Consider the following 17,145-nt stretch of genomic DNA (forward strand, 5'->3'; position numbering starts at 1 on the left):
CATCGAGCATTAGGCGAGCCTAACCTAATCTCCCGGGAGGTATCGGGTATGAGCACCAACCCGTTCGACGACGCCGACGGCCGCTTCCTCGTCCTCGTCAACCAGGAGGGACAGCACTCGCTCTGGCCCTCCTTCGCCGAGGTGCCCGGCGGTTGGACCGTCGCCTTCGAGGAGAACACCCGGGACGCCTGCCTGGAGTACGTCGAGACCAACTGGACGGACCTGCGCCCCCGTTCCCTGGCCGAGTCCGCCGACGCTAACAGCTGAGGTTGTCGCCGGGCTCCACGCCGAGGAGCCGGGTGAAGCGCTCGTAGTTCTCGATCCGGCTCTGGACCTGCGCGGGGTTGCCCCCGTCGCACTCCAGGCTGCCGTTGATGGCGCGGATGGTCTCCCCGAAGCCGGCGCCGTCGACCATCGCGTCGTGCGGGGTCATGGTGCCGGGGCCGGACTGGGTGTTCCAGTACCACAGGCCCGTCTTCCAGGCCACGGCCGCGTCGTTCTGCACCAGGTCGGGGTTGTTGAGCAGGTCGATGCCGAGGGCGTCCCCGGCGGCCTTGTAGTTGAAGTTCCAGCTCAACTGGACGGGCCCGCGCCCGTAGTACTTGTCGTTGCCCGCCGGGCAGCCGTAGGGCTGGGAGGCGTCGCAGTAGTGCGGGTAGTTGGCGGTGTTCTGCTCGACGACGTACACCAGCCCGCCCGTCTCGTGACTGACGTTGGCGAGGAAGGCGGCGGCCTCCTGCTTCTGCAGCGTCTCGCTGCCGGTGTGGGTGAAGCCCGGGTAGGCGCTGAGCGCGGCGGTGAGGCCGCTGTAGCTGTAGAAGGAGTTCCGGTCCGGGAACATCTCGTTGAACTGGCTCTCGCTCACCACGAATTCGGCGGCGCTGGCCCGGCCCGCGGGCTCCTCGGACTTCTGGGCGACGGCCGACGGGGCCGCGGTCAGGGTGCACAGGGCGGCCGCCGCGGCGGTGGCGGCCAGCAGTGCGAGTGTGCGGTGCTGCACGATGTCGACTCCTGTTCGACGGGAACGACGGAGGGGGGAACGCGCGGCGGCCGGGGGAGGGGAAGCGACGGCCGGCCCCGCAAGGGCGCGCCGCCGCTCCCGTGCTCCCCCGACCGGCCGGTCAGCCGCCGACGTTGACGTCGATGCAGGCGTAGAACGCGTTGTCGGTGTCGGCGACGTTCCACACGGCGAGCACCTTCTGCTGGCCGGTGAGCCCGCCGAAGTCGACCTGGTGGTTCACCACGGCGCCCGGCTTGGCGCCGCCGTCGTCGAACAGCGCGATCCGCTGACCGCCGACGTAGTACTCCCAGGTGCTGGTGGCGTGCTGCGCGGTGAGCCGCCACGAGAACGTCGTGTTCTTCGACACCGGGGTGACCTGCCAGCCCCTGCTGTCGTCGTCCAGGTCCGCGAAGCGGCTGTTGCCGCCGCTGCAACTGGTCAGCCCCTTGGGGCCCTCGACGCTCTGGGGCTCGTACTTGATGTCGCCGCAGGACACCGTGCCCGCCGCGCACTGGGCCTGGCGGCTGGGCGGATCGGAGATGTAGCCGTGGGCGCTCGCCGAGGCGGCGGGGAGGCTCACGGCGACGACGGGGGCCAGGGCCGCGCCGATCAGGGCAGCGGTCTTCCGGCGTACGTTCATGGGAACTCCTTCACATCCGGCCGTCCCTGGGCACGCGCGGTCATGTGTGGGGGTGACCGCGCACGCCGGGTACGGCCTCTCGTGGGTGGGGCCAGGAGGCGCGAAGGTGACGCGCGCTCACCGTCCTCGCGGGGGAGTGGGACCCCCGGCAAGGCTCAACTCCGCAAGCGGAGCGGCGAGTTCTGTTGGACTAGACCATACAAGCGCTCGACGTGACCGTGTCAAGAGTGTGTCGGCGACGCGTCCGGGGACCGTGCCGGGGAGGTGATCGCCGGCCCCCGCCGGTAGGGCCGACCGGGTACAGGATGCCCCGCTCCGCGCCGCCCGCCCGGGAATCGGCCTCGACGCTGCTAGTTTCGCCAGCCGTCGGACAAACGCGGACGCCTCGGTCGGAGGCGGGCATCGCTTGCAGAGGGAGTACGGGTGACTGGAGTGCGCGAGGAATCGTCGGGGACGGGCGCCCCGTTCGGGCGAAGGACCTTCATGGCGTCGGCCGTCCTGACGGCCGCCGCTCCCGTCGCGGCCGCCGCACCCGCACGGGCGGCCGCCGGGACCGAGGGCACCGTGCCCGGCTGCCGGTCCGTGGCGGGACTGCTCGCCGTCCCGCACGCCGGCCGCGGCGTGGAGTGGCTGCGGGAGGCCCTCCAGGTCGCCGTGGCCCTCGAACTCGCCACCATTCCGCCCTACCTGTGCGGCTGGTGGTCCGTGGGGGACCGCACCAGCCACGTCGCACGGCTCGTGCGGCGCATCGTCGGCGACGAGATGTACCACATGGGCGTCGTCTGCAACCTGCTGGTGGCCGTGGGCGGCCGGCCGCGGATCCCGGACGCGGCCCTCGCCTACCCGGGCCCCCTGCCCGGCGGGGTGCGCGAGGAGGTGAACGTCTACCTCTCGGGTCTCAACAGGCCCTTCGTGCGCGACGTGATGATGGCGATCGAAGCCCCCGAGGCCCCGCTCGCCCGCGGCCTGAACAGCTCGCCCAGCATCGGCCACTTCTACGACGACCTCATGAACGCCTTCCGGGCCACGGCGCCCGAGCTGTCGTCCCACGGGCAGCTGTCCGAGCGCATCGGCGCCGACGTCCTGGAACCCGTGACGGACCTCGACGGCGTCGAGCGGGCCATCGAGATCATCAAGGAGCAGGGCGAGGGCACCACCAGCTCCCCCGACGACGCCTTCGGGGACGACTACCCGGCCCACTACTACGCCTTCGGCGAGATCTACCACGGCCGGCAACTGCGCCAGGAGGCCGACGGCTGGCGGTTCACCGGCGCTCCCGTGCCCTTCCCCGACGCACGCCCCATGGCCCGGGTTCCGGCCGGTGGCTGGCGCGGCGCGCCGCAGCGCGTCCAGGACCTGCTCGACCGCTTCGACACCGCCTACGCCAAGGTGCTCAGCACCCTCGAAGCGGCCTGGACCGACGGCGACGCCCGCACCCTGCGCTCGGCCGTCCGGACCATGGGGTCGTTGGAAGCCCCCGCGCTGGAGCTGATGGAAATCCCCGTCCGGGGCGGCTCCGGCACCTACGGTCCCCAGTTCCGGCCGCCCCGCGCCTGACCCCGGCCGGGCGGGTCAGTGGCTCCCGGTGAGGGTGCCGGCGAGCCTTTCGCGCAGGACGGTGCTGTGCTCGTCCGGGCCGACGATCTCGACCCGCTTGCCGCGCTGCGCGTACTTGGGGCCACCGACCGCCTGGACCGCGGCGACGACCCCCTGCCGGCCGGCCGGCCGGCGAGCGCGAGCGGCTCCTGGAGCGCGTCCGCGTCTTCGAACGGGCGGCCCGGCAGCGGGTCGCCGACCTGCGGACGCAGCTGGCGCGCGCGGAGGAGTTCGCCGCGACCCTGGCCGACCGCCTCGGCGGCGCGACGGCCGGGCAGGGCCGGGACGCGCCGCCGGAGGCGCCCGCGCCTACCCCACCTGCATGATCTGGATCAGATTGCCGCAGGTGTCGTCCAGGACGGCGGTGGTGACCGGGCCCATCTCCATCGGCTCCTGGGTGAAGTGCACGCCGAGCCCGCGCAGCCGGTCGTACTCCGCGCGCACGTCGTCCACGGAGAACGAGGCGGCCGGGATGCCGTCCTGGGCCAGCGCCGTCCGGTACGGCCCCACGGCGGGATGACCGGCGGGCTCCAGCAGCAGCTCGGTCCCGTCCGGGGCCTGGGGCGAGACCACGGTCAGCCACCGGTCCCCTCCCGCCCCCACGGGCACGTCGTGCTTCTTCGCGAAGCCCAGCGTCTCGGTGTAGAAGCGCAGGGCGTGGGCCTGGTCGTCGACGAAGACGCTGGTCAGGTGGATCTTCATGGTGATCTCTCCGGTGCGTGGGTCCGGGCCGTGCGGCCACGAGTGCTCGGCGGGTCGGAACCCTCCGGGCCACCACCTGCCTATCAAGTGCCCTCGTGTCCGGCAACGGCCGGGCCCGCGTCGCCGAAGCCCGGCGCCGGGCCGGCCAGGGCGGCGACCAGGGCGTCCACCGGCAGCGCCGGCACCGTCCGGCCGCCGGGGCCGGTCGTCGGGACCGCCGCCAGCAGGGAGTTGAGCACCGCCTCCTCCACACCGTCCAGGACGGCCTCGAACAGGGGGTCCAGATCCGCGTCGGCCACCGGGAGGCCGGCATCCGGGCGCGTGCCGAACGCGACGGCGTAGTCACCACTGCCGTGGCCGTACGCCGCGCCCGTGCGGGCCAGCGCGAACACGGCGCGCCGTGCGACACGAGTGAGCTGCCGGGCGTCGAGGGGCGCGTCGGTGGCCACCACGATCATGCAGGAACCGACGTCCGTGTCCGGCCCCGTACCGCCCGGCCCGGCGGCCGGGGAGCGCGGGGCGAGGGGCCGGCCGAGCACCCGCAGCGTGCCGCCGAAGTTCGCCTGCACCAGCACGCCCACCGTCCGGCGCCGGTCCCCCACCGTCGGCACGCGGGAGGCGGTGCCGACACCGGCCTTGAACCCCAGCGCGACGGTGCCGGTCCCGGCGCCGACGCACCCCTCGGCCACCGGTCCGCCCGAGGCCGTGTCGAGGGCGCCCCGCACGTGCTCCTCGTGGACGGGCCGGGCCCGGATGTCGGACAGGAAGCCGTCGTTGCACTCGCCCACGACCGGGTTGAGGCTCCGCACCTCCTCGCACCCGGGCCGCTCCAGCACCCAGCCGACCAGGGCGTCGGCCACCCGGAACGCCGACAGCGTCGAGGTGAGCAGCACCGGGGTCTCCAGTGCGCCGAGTTCGGTGAGCTGGGTGGTGCCGATCAGCTTGCCGTAGCCGTTGCCCGTGAACACCCCGGCGGGCAGCGGCGTGCCGGGACCGGCGAGGTCGGGCACCACGGCGGTGACCCCGGTGTGCACGTCCGGCGGCCGGCGCACGGTCGTGTGCCCGACGCGGACGCCCGGCACGTCGGTGATGGCGTTCAGGGGCCCGGTGCCGCAGGACCCGACGACGACACCGAGGTCACGCGCCCGGGGCCGGGTGGGGCCGGACGCGGAAGGCGGACGAGGTGGTGATCCCATGGTCCGGACGCTACGCCCCGGGCGACGGGCCCCGCCACGGCCGCGGGGTGTCGGCGGCGAACGCCCCGGCCGGCGGTCAGGCGCGCGAGGGGCCGCGCACCGGGTGCTTGCTCAGGACGGAGACCCGGTTGAAGGCGTTGATGCTGATGGCCACCCAGATCACGGCGGAGATCTCGTCGTCCGACAGCACGCCCCGGGCCGCGGAGTACGCGGCGCTCTGCGCGCCCGCGTCGGCTGGGTGTGTGGTGGCCTCGGCGAGGGCCAGCGCCGCGCGTTCCCCGGGCGAGAACAGCTCGGTGTCGCGCCAGGCCGGCAGCACCCCGAGCCGCTGGGTCGTCTCGCCGGCCCGCAGCGCCGCCCTGGTGTGCGCGTTGAGGCAGTAGGCACAGGCGTTGAGCTGGGAGACGCGGATGTTGACCAGTTCCACGAGGGTCCGGTCGAGTCCCGCCGCTTCGGCGACGCCCCGGACCGCCTCTGCCGTGGCGCGCAGGGCCGCGTAGGCGTCGGGGCTCTGCTTGTCGACGAACACGCGTCGCTCGTCGGTGCCTCCAGGGGTCCCTGCATCGGGGCGTACAGGCGTCTGTGTCACGGGGTGCCCTCCGTCGCGCGGTCGCGTTCGTCACGTCCTATCATCGAACCATAGAAGTTGAAATTGAAACTTTCAGGGTCGAGTGGGAGGGCCGAGCGGTGAGCAACACGGAGACGCGCCCCGCCGAAGTCAGGTGCGGGGCACCGGAGAACGGGACGCCCGCGGCCGGCGTGGAGATCCTCACCGCGCGGGACGTCCCGCTCGGCGGGCCGCGGGCGATGACGGTGCGCCGGACGCTGCCCCAGCGGGCCCGGACCCTGATCGGGGCCTGGTGCTTCGCCGACCACTACGGTCCCGACGAGGTCTCGCGGTCGGGCGGCATGAACGTGGCCCCCCACCCGCACATCGGTCTGCAGACCGTCAGTTGGCTGTTCAGCGGGACGATCGAGCACCGGGACAGCGTGGGCAGCCACGCGCTGGTCAGGCCGGGCGAGGTGAACCTCATGACGGGCGGCCTCGGCATCAGCCACTCGGAGGTGTCCACGCCGGACACCACGATCCTGCACGGCGTGCAGCTCTGGGTGGCGCTGCCCTCGGAGCACCGCGACACCGCCCCGGCCTTCGAGCACCACGTGCCCGCCCCGGTCCCCCTGGACGGCGGCGAGGTGCGCGTCTTCCTCGGCTCGCTCGCCGGGGACACCTCGCCGGTCGGCACCTTCACGCCCCTGCTCGGTGCCGAGGTGACCCTCGCCCCGGGCGCCGCCGTGACCCTGGACGTCGACCCCGGCTTCGAGCACGGCGTCCTCGTCGACAGCGGCGACGTCCGCCTGGAGGGGACGGCCGTACGCCCCGCCGAACTGGCGTACACCGCACCGGGACGCGGCACCCTCGCCCTCACGAACGAGGCTCCCGCGCCCGCCCGGCTGCTGGTCCTGGGCGGGCCCCCCTTCCCGGAGGAGATCGTCATGTGGTGGAACTTCGTGGGGCGCTCGCACGAGGAGATCGTCCGGGCCCGCGAGGACTGGACGAAGGGCGACCGCTTCGGCGAGGTCCACGGTTACGACGGCGCTCCGCTGCCCGCACCCGAGCTGCCGAACACGCCTCTCAAGCCGCGGCGCAGGGCGCGCTGACCGTGCCGGGAGGGCCTGGCCGGCCGTGAGTCCGAAGCGGCCGGGCCCGCCGGAAAATGAGGTATGCCGGTTATCGGCGTAACGTGGCTGACGCGGATCAGTGCCCCACGCGGAAGGATCAGCCATGGCCACGGTCACCACCTCCGACGGCACCACCCTCTTCTACAAGGACTGGGGCCCGCGCGACGCGCAGCCGGTCGTCTTCCATCACGGATGGCCGCTCAGCGCCGACGACTGGGACAACCAGATGTTGTTCTTCCTCTCCCACGGCTTTCGCGTCATCGCCCACGACCGGCGTGGCCACGGACGCTCGGACCAGCCCGCCACCGGCCACGACATGGACACCTACGCCGCCGACGTCGCGGCGCTGACCGAGGCCCTCGACCTGCGGGACGCGGTGCACATCGGCCACTCCACCGGCGGCGGCGAGGTCGCGCGCTACGTGGCGCGCGCCGAGCCGGGCCGGGTGGCGAAGGCCGTCCTCGTCAGTGCCGTCCCGCCGGTGATGGTGAGGTCCGAGTCCAACCCCGAGGGCCTGCCGATCGAGGTCTTCGACGAGTTCCGCACGGCCCTCGCCGCCAATCGCGCGCAGTTCTTCATCGACGTGCCGTCCGGTCCCTTCTACGGCTTCAACCGGGAGGGCGCGACGGTGTCCCAGGGGCTGATCGACCGCTGGTGGCTCCAGGGCATGGCGGGCGCGGCCAACGCGCACTACGAGTGCATCGCCGCGTTCTCGGAGACCGACTTCACCGAGGACCTCAAGCGGATCGAGGTCCCGGTCCTCGTCGCGCACGGAACGGACGACCAGGTCGTGCCCTACGCCGACGCCGCTCCGAAGTCGGTGGAACTCCTGGCGAACGGCACCCTCAAGGCGTACGAAGGACTTCCGCACGGGATGCTCTCGACCCACCCGGAGGTCGTCAACCCCGACCTCCTGGCCTTCGTGAAGTCGTAAGCCGGGCCACGGCGCCCCCGGGGGGAGGCGGGCGGCCGGGCGGGCGGCCGCCCCGGGCGCGTCAGGCCGCCGCCATCGCCTCGTGCTTCCAGAACCCCGAGAAGGTGATGCGCTCCTTCGGCAGGCCCAGGCGGTGCAGGTGCCTGCGCCCCTCGGTGGCCAGGGTCGACTCGCCGACGACGAAGGCGTATCCGGCCGCGTCGGCGCGGGTCAGCCGGCGCAGCTCACGCAGCGCGGCGGCGCCGGGGACCGAGGCGCCGGCCCGGCGCACGACCCAGGAGACGGTCACCCCGGCCGGGGCGTCCAGTGCGCGGCGGTCGGCGTCGGTGGGGATCTCCTGGATGAGGCGTCCCACGGTGCCCTCGGGGAGCGAACGCATGATGCTCGCCGTGGCGGGCAGTCCGGTCTCGTCGGCCACCACGGTGACCTCGGAGGCGCCCGGCGGGCAGTCGAAGAGGACGCCCTGGTCGAGCAGGGCGAGCGCGTCGCCGGGGCGGGCGGCGCAGGCCCAGATCGCGGCCCTGCCCTCGATCTCGCCCGTGGGGCCGCGGTGGACGACGAAGTCGATGTCCAGCTCGGCCGCCTCGCTGCGGTAGTCGGCCACCGAGTAGTTGGCGCAGTGCGGACGCTCCTCCTCGGGGATCGCCAGATACGGCTGCCACCACTGGGAACCGCGGAACTCCGGCAGCCGCAGGCCGCGTTGGTGGGAGAGCGGGAAGAACAGACGGAACCAGTGGTCGTACCCCAGCCACGGGAAGCCGCCCAGATCGGGACCGGTGACCGTGACGCGCTGCATGGACGGGGAGATCCGCTCGGTCCGCACGACGTGGGCGCGGAACATCTGCGGGTGCTGGGGCGTGAGCCGTCGAACCTTTGCCATGAAGGTAAGGCTAGCCTAAGTTGCGTGCGATGCCGAGTCCGTGATCTCCAGGCGGACACCCCGGGTCCGGTCGGACGCCGGGCCCGTCTCCAGTTCCACCACCCCGGGCTCGACCGCGAGCCGCAGGTCGCGCCCCACCGACGCCAGCGTGTCCGGCCCCACCTCGAAGACCGCGTCCGCCTCGGCGCCGGGCGCGATGCTCAGGCGGACGAAACCGCGCAGTTCGCGCACGCGCGGCCAGGACGTGCCCCCGGACAGACGGCGCACATAGAGCTGGACCGTCTCCTCGGCCCGGCGGGGCCCGGTGTTGCGGACCGTGACCCGGCAGGTCGCGAGCGGCGCCCGGGCGCCGACACGCGTGTGCGACAGGCGCGGCTCCCCGTACTCCACGCTCGTGTACGACAGACCGTGCCCGAAGGCGTGGAGAGGCCCGGCGCTCTGGTCGACGTACCCGCGATAGCGGTGGTCCTTGCCGTTGTAGAAGACGGGCAGTTGGGCCGCCGACCGGGGCACGGAGACCGGCAGCCGGCCGCGCGGCTCGGCGTCGCCGAACAGCACCTCGGCCACGGCGCGCCCACCGCGCGGGCCCGGGTACCAGGCGCTCAGCACCGCCGCCGGCGCGTCCGCCTCCGGCAGGGCGTGCGGGCGGCCCTGGACCAGCACCACCACGACCGGGGTCCCGGTCGCCGACACCGCCGCCAGCAGCGCCCGTTGCGCCGACGGCAGCGCCAGGTCCGCCAGGTCGACGCCCTCCCCGCAGGTCATCCCGGTCGCCGGTGCGGACCCCGTGACGGCCGCGCCGTTGGCGTCGAAGACCGTGTCCGGGGAGCGGGCGCTGGACCCGCCCAGCACGAGCACCGCCACGTCGGATCCGGCCGCCAGCGCGACCGCCGCCGGGACCTGTGACACGTCCTCGCCCACGAGGTCGCACCCGCGGCCGTGCACCACCTCGGTTCCCGGCGCGGCCGCCGCGCGGACGCCCTCCAGAACGGTGATGCCGGAGCCCGGCCGCTGCGGTGCCGTGTAGTCGCCGATCTGCTGGGCCAGGGAGTCGGCGTTCGGCCCGAGGACCGCGATCCGCCGCAGCCCGCGGGACAGGGGCAGCACGCCGCCCTCGTGGGAGAGCAGCGTCACCGAGGCACGGGCGACACGCTCGCTCAACTCCCCAGGATCGGGTAGGACTTCGGCGTCGGCCGACGGCACGGGTGCCTCGAACAGGCCCAGGCGGAACTTCAGGGCGAGGACCCGGGCCACCGCGGCGTCCAGCGCCGGCTCGGACACCAGACCGCGCTCCACCGCCTCGCCGAGCCGGGTGAAGGAGTCGTCCCACAGGCTCAGATCGCATCCCGCGTCCAGGGCCAGCGCCCCGGCCGCCACCGGATCGCCGGTCAGCCGGACCAGCCGGTCCACCGCCGTGCCGTCCGCCATGACGACGCCCTCGAAGCCCCACTGGGTGCGCAGCAGGTCGGTCAGCAGGTACCGGCTGGCGACGCAGGGCAGGCCGTCGAACTCGTTGTAGGCGGCCATCACCCCGGCCGCGCCCGCGGCCACCCCCGCCCGGGCCGCCGCGAGATGCACCTCGTGCAGTTCGCGCGTCCCCAGCTCCGTCGCCGCGCTGTTGCGGCCGCCGACCGTGGCGCCCTGCCCGGCGAAGTGCTTGAGGACCACGGCCACCCCCGCCCGTCCCGCGCCCTCGACCAGCGCCTCGGTCATCCGCGCCGCCAGGTACGGGTCCTCCGCGAAGCACTCCTCGCTGCGTCCCCAGCGCGGGTCGCGCACCAGGTCGAGCGCCGACACCAGCGCGATGTGCGCACCGCGGGCCCGCAGTTCGCCCGCGGCCCCGGCCACGGCATCGGCGTACAGCCGCGGGTCCCAGGTGGCACCGGCCGCGAGGTTCACCGGCAGCACCGTGCCGTCCAGCGCCTGGTGGCCGTGCGGCATCTCCTCCACCAGCAGGGCCGGGATGCCGAGCCGGGTGTGGTCCACGAGGTACCGCTGCACGGCCGCCGCCGCCCGGGCCCCGTCCCGCGCGTCGAGGCCGTCCGCGAAGCCGACGCCGGACCAGGCGTCGGCCCGCTGCAGCCCGTACAGCGCGCCCATGCCGTCGAAGGCGGCGACCTCCGCGCGGAAGGCGTCGGTGAGGCGGTGTCCGTCCCCGGCGCGCTCGTAGGCGTCCCAGCCGTACATGCGCTGGTTGAGCTGGCCGACCTTCTCCGGCAGCGTCATGCGGTCCAGCAGGTCACGGACGCGGTCCGGCACGGGGGCCGCCGGATCGCGGTAGCGGGGGAGGGTCATCGCAGCTCCAGCACGACCACGCCGTACGCGTCGAGCGCCACGTCCCGCACCGGGGCGCCGTCGAACAGGCCGTGCAGCGTGCCCTCGGCGGCCGGACGGACCACGAGCGGGTCGGGACTCTGGCTGACCAGCCACACGAAACGGCGGCCGTCGGCGTGGACGAGGACGTCCGCCGAGACGTGCGGGTCCTCGACCGTGACGGGCCGCCGCACGCCCGCCACCCGGGCCAGCGCCGCGTAGAGACGGTGCGTGACATCGGGGTTGACACGCGCGGTGCGGGCCGCCATGTGCTCCAGCGGATAGGTGGCCAGCACCGTGCGGCCGACGCCGGTCTCGTGCACGATCAGCGCCGGCCGGCCGTGCGCGTCCACGGCCACGACGCGTCCGGCACGCGGTACGACGGGCAGGTAGGCGCGGCTGTCCTCGTTCCCGGCGACCGGGAAGCGCAGCACCTCGCCGGCGCGCAGGCCGCCGAAGTCCTCGGTGAACGTCATCTCCAGCTCGTCGTCCTCGATCGGCTCGGCGACGCCGTACGACAACTGCAGCTCCACGCCGAAGAGCCCGTCGAGGTCGTCGAACCACGGGCCCCGGGTGACCGGGTGCTCGCCGGAGCAGAACGACAGGTACACGGTGGCGCCCTCGGCGGCCCGGCGGGCCAGCTCCCTGCGGGTGCGGGTGGTGAGCTGCCGGGTGGCCGGGAGGAGGTAGAGCGACGCCTCGCCCGGCAGTCCGTCGGCCTCGCGGGTGAGGGCCACCGGCAGGTCGGCGGCGCGCGCCGTCACGTAACCCTGGTGCAGGGACGTGAAGATCAGCGGCCGGTCGGCGGGGCGGCTGTAGGGGTAGCCGCGTTCGAGGAAGGCGGGCACGACCAGGGCCGCGCCGGCGTCCGCGCGGACGCAGCGGGTGAAGTCCACCGCCTTCAACACCTCGGCGAAGGACGCCAGTTCCCGCAACGGAGCCTTGGGTGCCCCGGCGGAGTCGGTGATGCCGAAGTGCATCTCGAAGGGGTGGTGGTCGTAGGGGGACCGGTCCCACAGGTCGTCGTAGTCGGTGTTGTTCCAGGCGAGCCAGCCCGTGGCCCCGCCCAGCAGCGAGTTGTGCAGGGTCTGCCGGTAGAAGACGCCCGCGTTGGCGGCCGAGACGGTGTCGGTCGACAGCCCGAACTCCTCCAGCACGACGGGCTGCCCGGTCACCGAGGCCAGCTCGCACTCGAACGCGGCACGGTAGTGCTGGCGCGGCCGGTCGGTGTCGGAGCGGTACACGTGCGGGCCGACGAAGTCGACGTACTCGGCCGTCTCCCGCAGCGAGAAGCCGTTGTCGCGGCCGGTGACCTCGATGCCCCACGCCCCGTCGCCCAGCGACACCGGCTGCGTCGCGCCCGTCGCCCGCACCGCGTTGCACATGGCCTGCGCCCACGCGGTCACCACGTCGGAGGACGGCGGGTCCACCTGGTAGATCCGGCCGTACCCGGGCATCTCGTTGGTGATCAGCCAGCCCGTGACCGCCGGGTGGTCCTTGAAGCGGCGGGCCATGCGGGAGACGAACCAGGCCTGGCGGCCGACCATCCACACGTCCTCGTACAGGTCCCGGTTGCCGCGCCAGGCGGGGTCCCAGTTCTCGCCCGACATGTGGCCGACGATGAAGGTCGGTATGGTCCCCATGCCGGCCTGCGCGTGGGCGTCGAGGAAGTCCTCGAACCGCGCGCACAGTTCCTCGTCGATCCGGTCCGGCTCCGGGTGGAAGTCCGGCCAGTAGAAGAAGGAACGGGTCGTGTTCAGGCCGTGCTCGGCGAGCACACGCAGTTCGTCACGGACGACGGCCGGGTCGTAGTTCCGCCACATCAGCGGACCGCCGGTGCGGGACCAGAAGTTGGCGCCGAGCCAGGGCAGGACGTCGGGCTGGTGGGTGAGCTGGGCGCTGTGGCGTCGCATGGTCCTTCTCGGGTGGTGGGGGTGCGGAGGGTGCGTGGCCGCGGTCCGCCGCGGCCCGGTGGTGGTCAGGTGGGGGCGGGCCCCGTGGACTCGCGTACGACCAGGCGGGGCCGTGCGGCGAGGGCGGTGTCCTCGACCTCCTCGCCGCACAGGGCGAGGAGCATGCGGGCGGCGGCCGCGCCGACCCGCTGCACCTGCTGGTCGACGGTGGTCAGCCGGGGATGGAGCCAGGAGCCGAGCGGCAGGTTGTCGTAGCCGACGACGGACAGGTCGCGGGGCACGGTCAGCCCCGCCCGCTGGGCGGTGCCGATGCCGCAGACCGCCATCGAGTCGTTGGCGTACACGATCGCCGTGGGCCGGTCGGCGGCGTCGAGGAGTGCCTCCGTGGCGCCCACGGCACGCCGTTCGCTGAAGTCGGTGGGCAGGACCGCGAACGGGCGCAGGCCCGCCTCGCGCAGGGCCTGCTCGAAGGCCGCCCTGCGGACGCGGGTGTGCTGGAGCTCGGGCGGCCCGCTGACGTAGGCGACGCGCCGGTGTCCGCGGTCCAGCAGGTGCGCGACCGCCTCGGCGATCCCCGCGCCCTGGTCGCGCAGCCCGATGCGCGGCACGACTGCCGTGTCGTCGGGCGACCCGAGCAGCACCGCCGGCAGTCCCAGACGGGCGAGCAGCGCGGGCCGGGCGTCGTCGTCGCGGGCGTCGGTGAGCACGGCGCCGTCCACCCGGCCCTCGGCCGCGAGCCGCTCGTACAGCGCGTTCTCCTCGCGGTGACCGCTGACCAGGTGCAGCAGCAGACCGTAGCCGCGCGGCGCCAGTTCGCCCTCTATGCCGGTGATCAGCTCGCTGAAGTGCGGGTCGGAGCCGAGGACGTCCGTGGGGCGCCGCACCACCAGGGCGAGGCTGCGGGTGCGCGCGTTGCGCAGTGCCGCGGCGGAGGCGCTGGGCGACCAGCCCAGCTCCAGCGCGGTGTCGAGGATCCGGCGGCGGGTCGCCTCGGAGAGGCGGCCCTTGTTGTTGAAGGCCTGGGACACGGCGGCCGTGGACACCCCGGCCGCCGCCGCGACCGCCTTGATCGTGGGCCGGCGGCCGGCCCGCCCGGTGGTCACGCTCACATCTTCACCGCCCCGCTGACCAGGGCCTGCTGCATGCGCTTCTGGAGCAGGGTGTAGACGAGCCACACCGGCACCAGGGTCAGCACCGTGCCCGCCGTCAGCACGCCGTAGTCCGTGCCGGTGATCGACTTCAGCGTCGGCAGCGCCACCTGCACCGTCCGCTGCGCCGGGTCCGGACCGATGATGACCAGGGAGTACAGGTACTCGTTCCAGAAGGTCAGGAAGTTCAGCAGCAGCACTGTGGCGATGCCCGGCAGGCACATCGGCGTGTAGACGTGCCGCAGCACCGCGAAGGTGGACGCCCCGTCCAGCCGGGCGGCCTCCTCCATCTCCGGCGGGATGGTGCGCATGAACTGCACCAGGATCACCACCGACAGAGGCAGCGCCGTGGCCGGCAGGAACAGCACCATGAAGATCCGGGTGTGGAACAGCCCGGTGGCCGCCGCGAGGAGGAAGGTGGGGAAGAGCGCCGCGAAGGTCGGGATCAGGAAGCCCAGCGAGAAGACCTTCTCGACCACGCCCGCCAGCCGCCCGGTCGAACGCGCCAGCGCGAACGCGGCCGGGATCGCCAGCAGCAGTGTCAGCGCCAGCGAGAACAGCGTCACCAGCGCCGAGTTGACGACCGCGAGACCGAGGTCGGCGCTCTCGAAGGCCGTACGGAAGTTGCCGAACCCCAGCGAGGTGGGCGGGGCGAAGGGGTGCGCGAAAATCTCGTCGTTCGACTTGAAGGCCGACGCGAGGAAGTAGTACAGCGGGACGACGAGCAGCACCGCGTACGTCCACACCAGGATGTGGGCCGGGAGCCAGCGCTTGCCGAGCTTCATCAGTGCTGCTCCGATCAGTAGTTCTGGCGGAAGACGCGGCGGATCGTCAGCAGCCCGACGAGTCCGGCCAGGAAGAGGAGGACCCCGACGGTCTGGCTGTAGCCGAGGTCGGCGGCGATGAACGCCTTCTGGTAGACGAGGAAGGACAGCGTGGTGGACGAGGTGCCCGGACCGCCCTGCGTGAGCAGCAGCACGTGCTGTGCCGAGCCGAACAGCGTCCACAGGAACTGGAGCATCGTCACGACGCCCACGTAGTCGCGGACGACGGGGAAGTGGACCGACCACATCGTCCGCCAGTGCCCCGCCCCGTCCAACTGGGCGGCCTCACCCAGCTCGTCCGGCACACTGCCCAGCCGGGCGGCGAACAGTACGGCGGTGAAACCGATGCCGGCCCAGATGTCCAGGGCGATCAGACAGGCCAGGGCCGTCGACGGCGAGGCCAGCCAGGCGTCGGCGAGGGAGCCGAGGCCGACGCTCTCCAGCCCTCCGTTGAGCAGACCGTCCGGGGACAGGGCCGCGTAGAAGACCATCGCCTTCGCGGGCGTGGAGATCAGCCCGGGGATGAAGAGCAGATAGCGGATGACCCTGTGTCCGGGCGGCCGTTGGGCGACGTAGTACCCCAGCATGAACGCGCAGACGATCATCACCGGGACGGCGACGGCCAGTTGGACCGCGGTGTTGCGGACCGCGTCCCAGAACACCGGGTCGTCCAGCACCGTCCGGACGTTGTCGAGCCCGGCGAAGGACACCGGCTGGAGCATGCCCGGCCAGTGCAGGGCCGCGATCACGAAGATGGCGAGCAGCGGCCCGACCATGAAGACCAGGTACCACACCAGCGCGGGCACCGCGAGGACGGTGCCGCCCTGCCGGGGCCGGCGCCCGGCCGGGGCGGGGGAGGCGGGCGGGGCGGACCTGCGGGCCGCGCTCCCGTCCGGCGTCGTCGTGAGCGTCGTCATGCGGTGACTCCCGGAGTACGGGGGGAACGGGGGAGGGGGACGAGGGCGAAGCGGGCGGCGCCGCCGGCGCGGCGGGGGCGGCGGCTCATGCCGACCGGTACGCCGACTCCAGCGCGGCGCGCACGCGGGCCGCGCTGGTGCCCCGGGTGAACGAGGTGCTGGTCGCGGTGATCAGCGGCTGCGCGGCGGCGGGCGGCACGTACACGTCGGGCAGGAGCACCTGGCTCACCTCGGAGCCGAGCCGCTGGGCCGCCCCCACCAGCGGGAAGCCGGTGGAGACGGCGTCCGTGCGCAGGGCCATGTCCCGTCCGCTCTCCGTCACGAACCGGGCCACCGTGTCCTCGCGGTACATGAACCGCAGGAACTTCTCGACGTGCTCGATCTTGCGGACGCCGTTGGGGCTGATCCAGAAACCGATGAGGGTGTAGGCGCGGATGACGGTCGGACCGTCGTGCGCCGCACCGTCCGCGAGCGGCCAGCCGCCCACCTCCGTGTGCCGGGCCACCTTCTCGGGCACCTTGGCCAGGGCCGAGGACATCGCCGACTGCACGGCCGCCTCCTCGGTGTTGAACTGCGTCGTCATCGAGTCGGAGGTCAGCCCCTGGGCCTTGTCCGCGAAGACACCCGCGTCCCGCAGGTGCGTGAAGTACTCGATGCCCCGGCGCGCGCCGCGTCCCGAGAAGTCGCCCGTGGTGTAGACGTGCCGGGCCTCCTCCTGGGACAGGAACGTCTGGATGATCTGCGCCATCAGCTTCTGCCCGGTCCAGTCGTTGCCGCCCACGGTCACCGGGGCGATGCCCTTGGCGCGCAGTCTGCGGGCCGCGGCGATCAGCGCGTCCCCGGTCGTGGGGACCGCGTCGACCCCGGCCCGGTCGAGCAGGGCGCGGTTGTAGGCCACGGGCCAGTTGGTGGCGAAGTAGGGGAAGGCCCGGAGCCGGCCCTCGTCGTCGGTCCAGTCGGCCAGCGCGGCGGGCAGGACGCGCCCGCGCAGCCCCCAGTCGTCGAGGTAGGGCCGGACGTCGACGGTCGCGCCCACGTCCGTCCAGGCCAGCGTCTTGTCGTAGAGGTTGACCATCACGACGTCGGCCTCCTTGCGGGCCAGCCGCGAGGTCTCGTAGACCTGCGCGAGGTCGTCGCCGTTGACCAGGTTCTTGACCTTCACTCCCGGATTCTCCTCGCGGAAACGGTCCACGGCCGCGAGGTAGGTGGGGGAGCCCGGCGCGGTGGTGCCGAGCTGGGTGTGGACGACGAGGGTGTCCGGGTCGGAGTCCGCCGACGCCAGCGACGAGCAGCCGGACAGAGCGGGCAGGGCCGCGGCCGCGGCCAGACCGGAACCGGCGGCGAGCAGGTCGCGCCGTGTCAGCGATGAGCGCACAGGGGTGGTCTCCAACCAAGCGGTTAA

At 73.3% G+C, this 17,145-nt stretch carries 16 protein-coding genes; 4 read left to right on the plus strand and 12 right to left on the minus strand.

Annotation, left to right across the window (positions count from 1 at the left end; genetic code table 11):
* Positions 1-48: 48 nt before the first annotated feature.
* On the plus strand, positions 49-267 hold the full coding sequence (locus tag Sdi02f_RS05555; protein ID WP_053639630.1) for an MbtH family protein: 219 nt from the start codon (positions 49-51) through the stop codon (positions 265-267).
* Here the strand turns inward: Sdi02f_RS05555 and Sdi02f_RS05560 are convergent.
* A complete protein-coding gene (locus tag Sdi02f_RS05560) occupies positions 257-1,000 on the minus strand; it encodes a chitinase (RefSeq protein WP_108932781.1) in 744 nt (247 codons plus the stop codon). The genes Sdi02f_RS05555 and Sdi02f_RS05560 overlap by 11 nt on opposite strands.
* 121 nt (positions 1,001-1,121) lie before the next feature.
* Positions 1,122-1,640, minus strand: coding sequence for a lytic polysaccharide monooxygenase auxiliary activity family 9 protein (locus Sdi02f_RS05565; protein WP_031083976.1), 519 nt, complete (start codon positions 1,638-1,640; stop codon positions 1,122-1,124).
* 483 nt (positions 1,641-2,123) lie between these two features.
* Between Sdi02f_RS05565 and Sdi02f_RS05570 the strand changes: the two genes are divergently transcribed.
* The gene (locus Sdi02f_RS05570) at positions 2,124-3,197 is read left to right on the plus strand and encodes a ferritin-like domain-containing protein (protein ID WP_051783376.1); all 1,074 of its coding nucleotides are present in this window, start codon (positions 2,124-2,126) and stop codon (positions 3,195-3,197) included.
* 348 nt (positions 3,198-3,545) lie between these two features.
* On the opposite strand, the gene Sdi02f_RS05580 is transcribed toward Sdi02f_RS05570, so the two are convergent.
* From Sdi02f_RS05580 to Sdi02f_RS05590, 3 genes are all read right to left on the minus strand, one after another.
* The gene (locus Sdi02f_RS05580; RefSeq protein ID WP_030401286.1) at positions 3,546-3,938 is read right to left on the minus strand and encodes a VOC family protein; all 393 of its coding nucleotides are present in this window, start codon (positions 3,936-3,938) and stop codon (positions 3,546-3,548) included.
* Between the two features lie 83 nt (positions 3,939-4,021).
* A complete protein-coding gene (locus tag Sdi02f_RS05585) occupies positions 4,022-5,134 on the minus strand; it encodes a P1 family peptidase (RefSeq protein ID WP_108932782.1) in 1,113 nt (370 codons plus the stop codon).
* A 76-nt stretch (positions 5,135-5,210) separates the two neighbouring features.
* Positions 5,211-5,723 (minus strand): carboxymuconolactone decarboxylase family protein, encoded by a 513-nt coding sequence (locus Sdi02f_RS05590; RefSeq protein WP_030401284.1) that lies wholly within the window; start codon positions 5,721-5,723, stop codon positions 5,211-5,213.
* A gap of 98 nt (positions 5,724-5,821) precedes the next feature.
* Between Sdi02f_RS05590 and Sdi02f_RS05595 the strand changes: the two genes are divergently transcribed.
* Positions 5,822-6,793 (plus strand): pirin family protein, encoded by a 972-nt coding sequence (locus Sdi02f_RS05595; RefSeq protein WP_108932783.1) that lies wholly within the window; start codon positions 5,822-5,824, stop codon positions 6,791-6,793.
* Between the two features lie 124 nt (positions 6,794-6,917).
* Positions 6,918-7,748 carry an alpha/beta fold hydrolase gene (locus Sdi02f_RS05600; RefSeq protein WP_053639633.1) on the plus strand — a complete coding sequence of 277 codons (831 nt, stop codon included), beginning with the start codon at positions 6,918-6,920 and terminating at the stop codon, positions 7,746-7,748.
* A 61-nt stretch (positions 7,749-7,809) separates the two neighbouring features.
* Here Sdi02f_RS05600 and Sdi02f_RS05605 read toward each other — a convergent pair whose 3' ends face one another.
* The 7 genes from Sdi02f_RS05605 to Sdi02f_RS05635 form a co-directional block, all read right to left on the minus strand.
* Positions 7,810-8,628: a siderophore-interacting protein gene (locus Sdi02f_RS05605; RefSeq protein WP_167458123.1), complete on the minus strand. Its 819-nt coding sequence runs from the start codon at positions 8,626-8,628 to the stop codon at positions 7,810-7,812.
* 15 nt (positions 8,629-8,643) lie between these two features.
* The gene (locus Sdi02f_RS05610) at positions 8,644-10,923 is read right to left on the minus strand and encodes a glycoside hydrolase family 3 N-terminal domain-containing protein (protein WP_055468738.1); all 2,280 of its coding nucleotides are present in this window, start codon (positions 10,921-10,923) and stop codon (positions 8,644-8,646) included.
* Positions 10,920-12,854 carry a glycoside hydrolase 5 family protein gene (locus Sdi02f_RS05615; RefSeq protein WP_108932785.1) on the minus strand — a complete coding sequence of 645 codons (1,935 nt, stop codon included), beginning with the start codon at positions 12,852-12,854 and terminating at the stop codon, positions 10,920-10,922. Before Sdi02f_RS05615 ends, Sdi02f_RS05610 begins: the two co-directional genes overlap by 4 nt.
* 65 nt (positions 12,855-12,919) lie before the next feature.
* Positions 12,920-13,963: a LacI family DNA-binding transcriptional regulator gene (locus Sdi02f_RS05620; RefSeq protein WP_030401279.1), complete on the minus strand. Its 1,044-nt coding sequence runs from the start codon at positions 13,961-13,963 to the stop codon at positions 12,920-12,922.
* On the minus strand, positions 13,960-14,787 hold the full coding sequence (locus Sdi02f_RS05625; RefSeq protein ID WP_030401278.1) for a carbohydrate ABC transporter permease: 828 nt from the start codon (positions 14,785-14,787) through the stop codon (positions 13,960-13,962). The genes Sdi02f_RS05620 and Sdi02f_RS05625 overlap by 4 nt, the downstream gene beginning before the upstream one ends.
* 14 nt (positions 14,788-14,801) lie before the next feature.
* On the minus strand, positions 14,802-15,743 hold the full coding sequence (locus Sdi02f_RS05630) for a carbohydrate ABC transporter permease (protein WP_030401277.1): 942 nt from the start codon (positions 15,741-15,743) through the stop codon (positions 14,802-14,804).
* 85 nt (positions 15,744-15,828) lie between these two features.
* Positions 15,829-17,118: an ABC transporter substrate-binding protein gene (locus Sdi02f_RS05635; RefSeq protein ID WP_053663626.1), complete on the minus strand. Its 1,290-nt coding sequence runs from the start codon at positions 17,116-17,118 to the stop codon at positions 15,829-15,831.
* Positions 17,119-17,145 lie beyond the last annotated feature (27 nt).

The sequence above is a fragment of the Streptomyces ardesiacus genome, from assembly GCF_003112575.1.
GTDB classification, from domain to species: Bacteria; Actinomycetota; Actinomycetes; order Streptomycetales; family Streptomycetaceae; genus Streptomyces; species Streptomyces ardesiacus.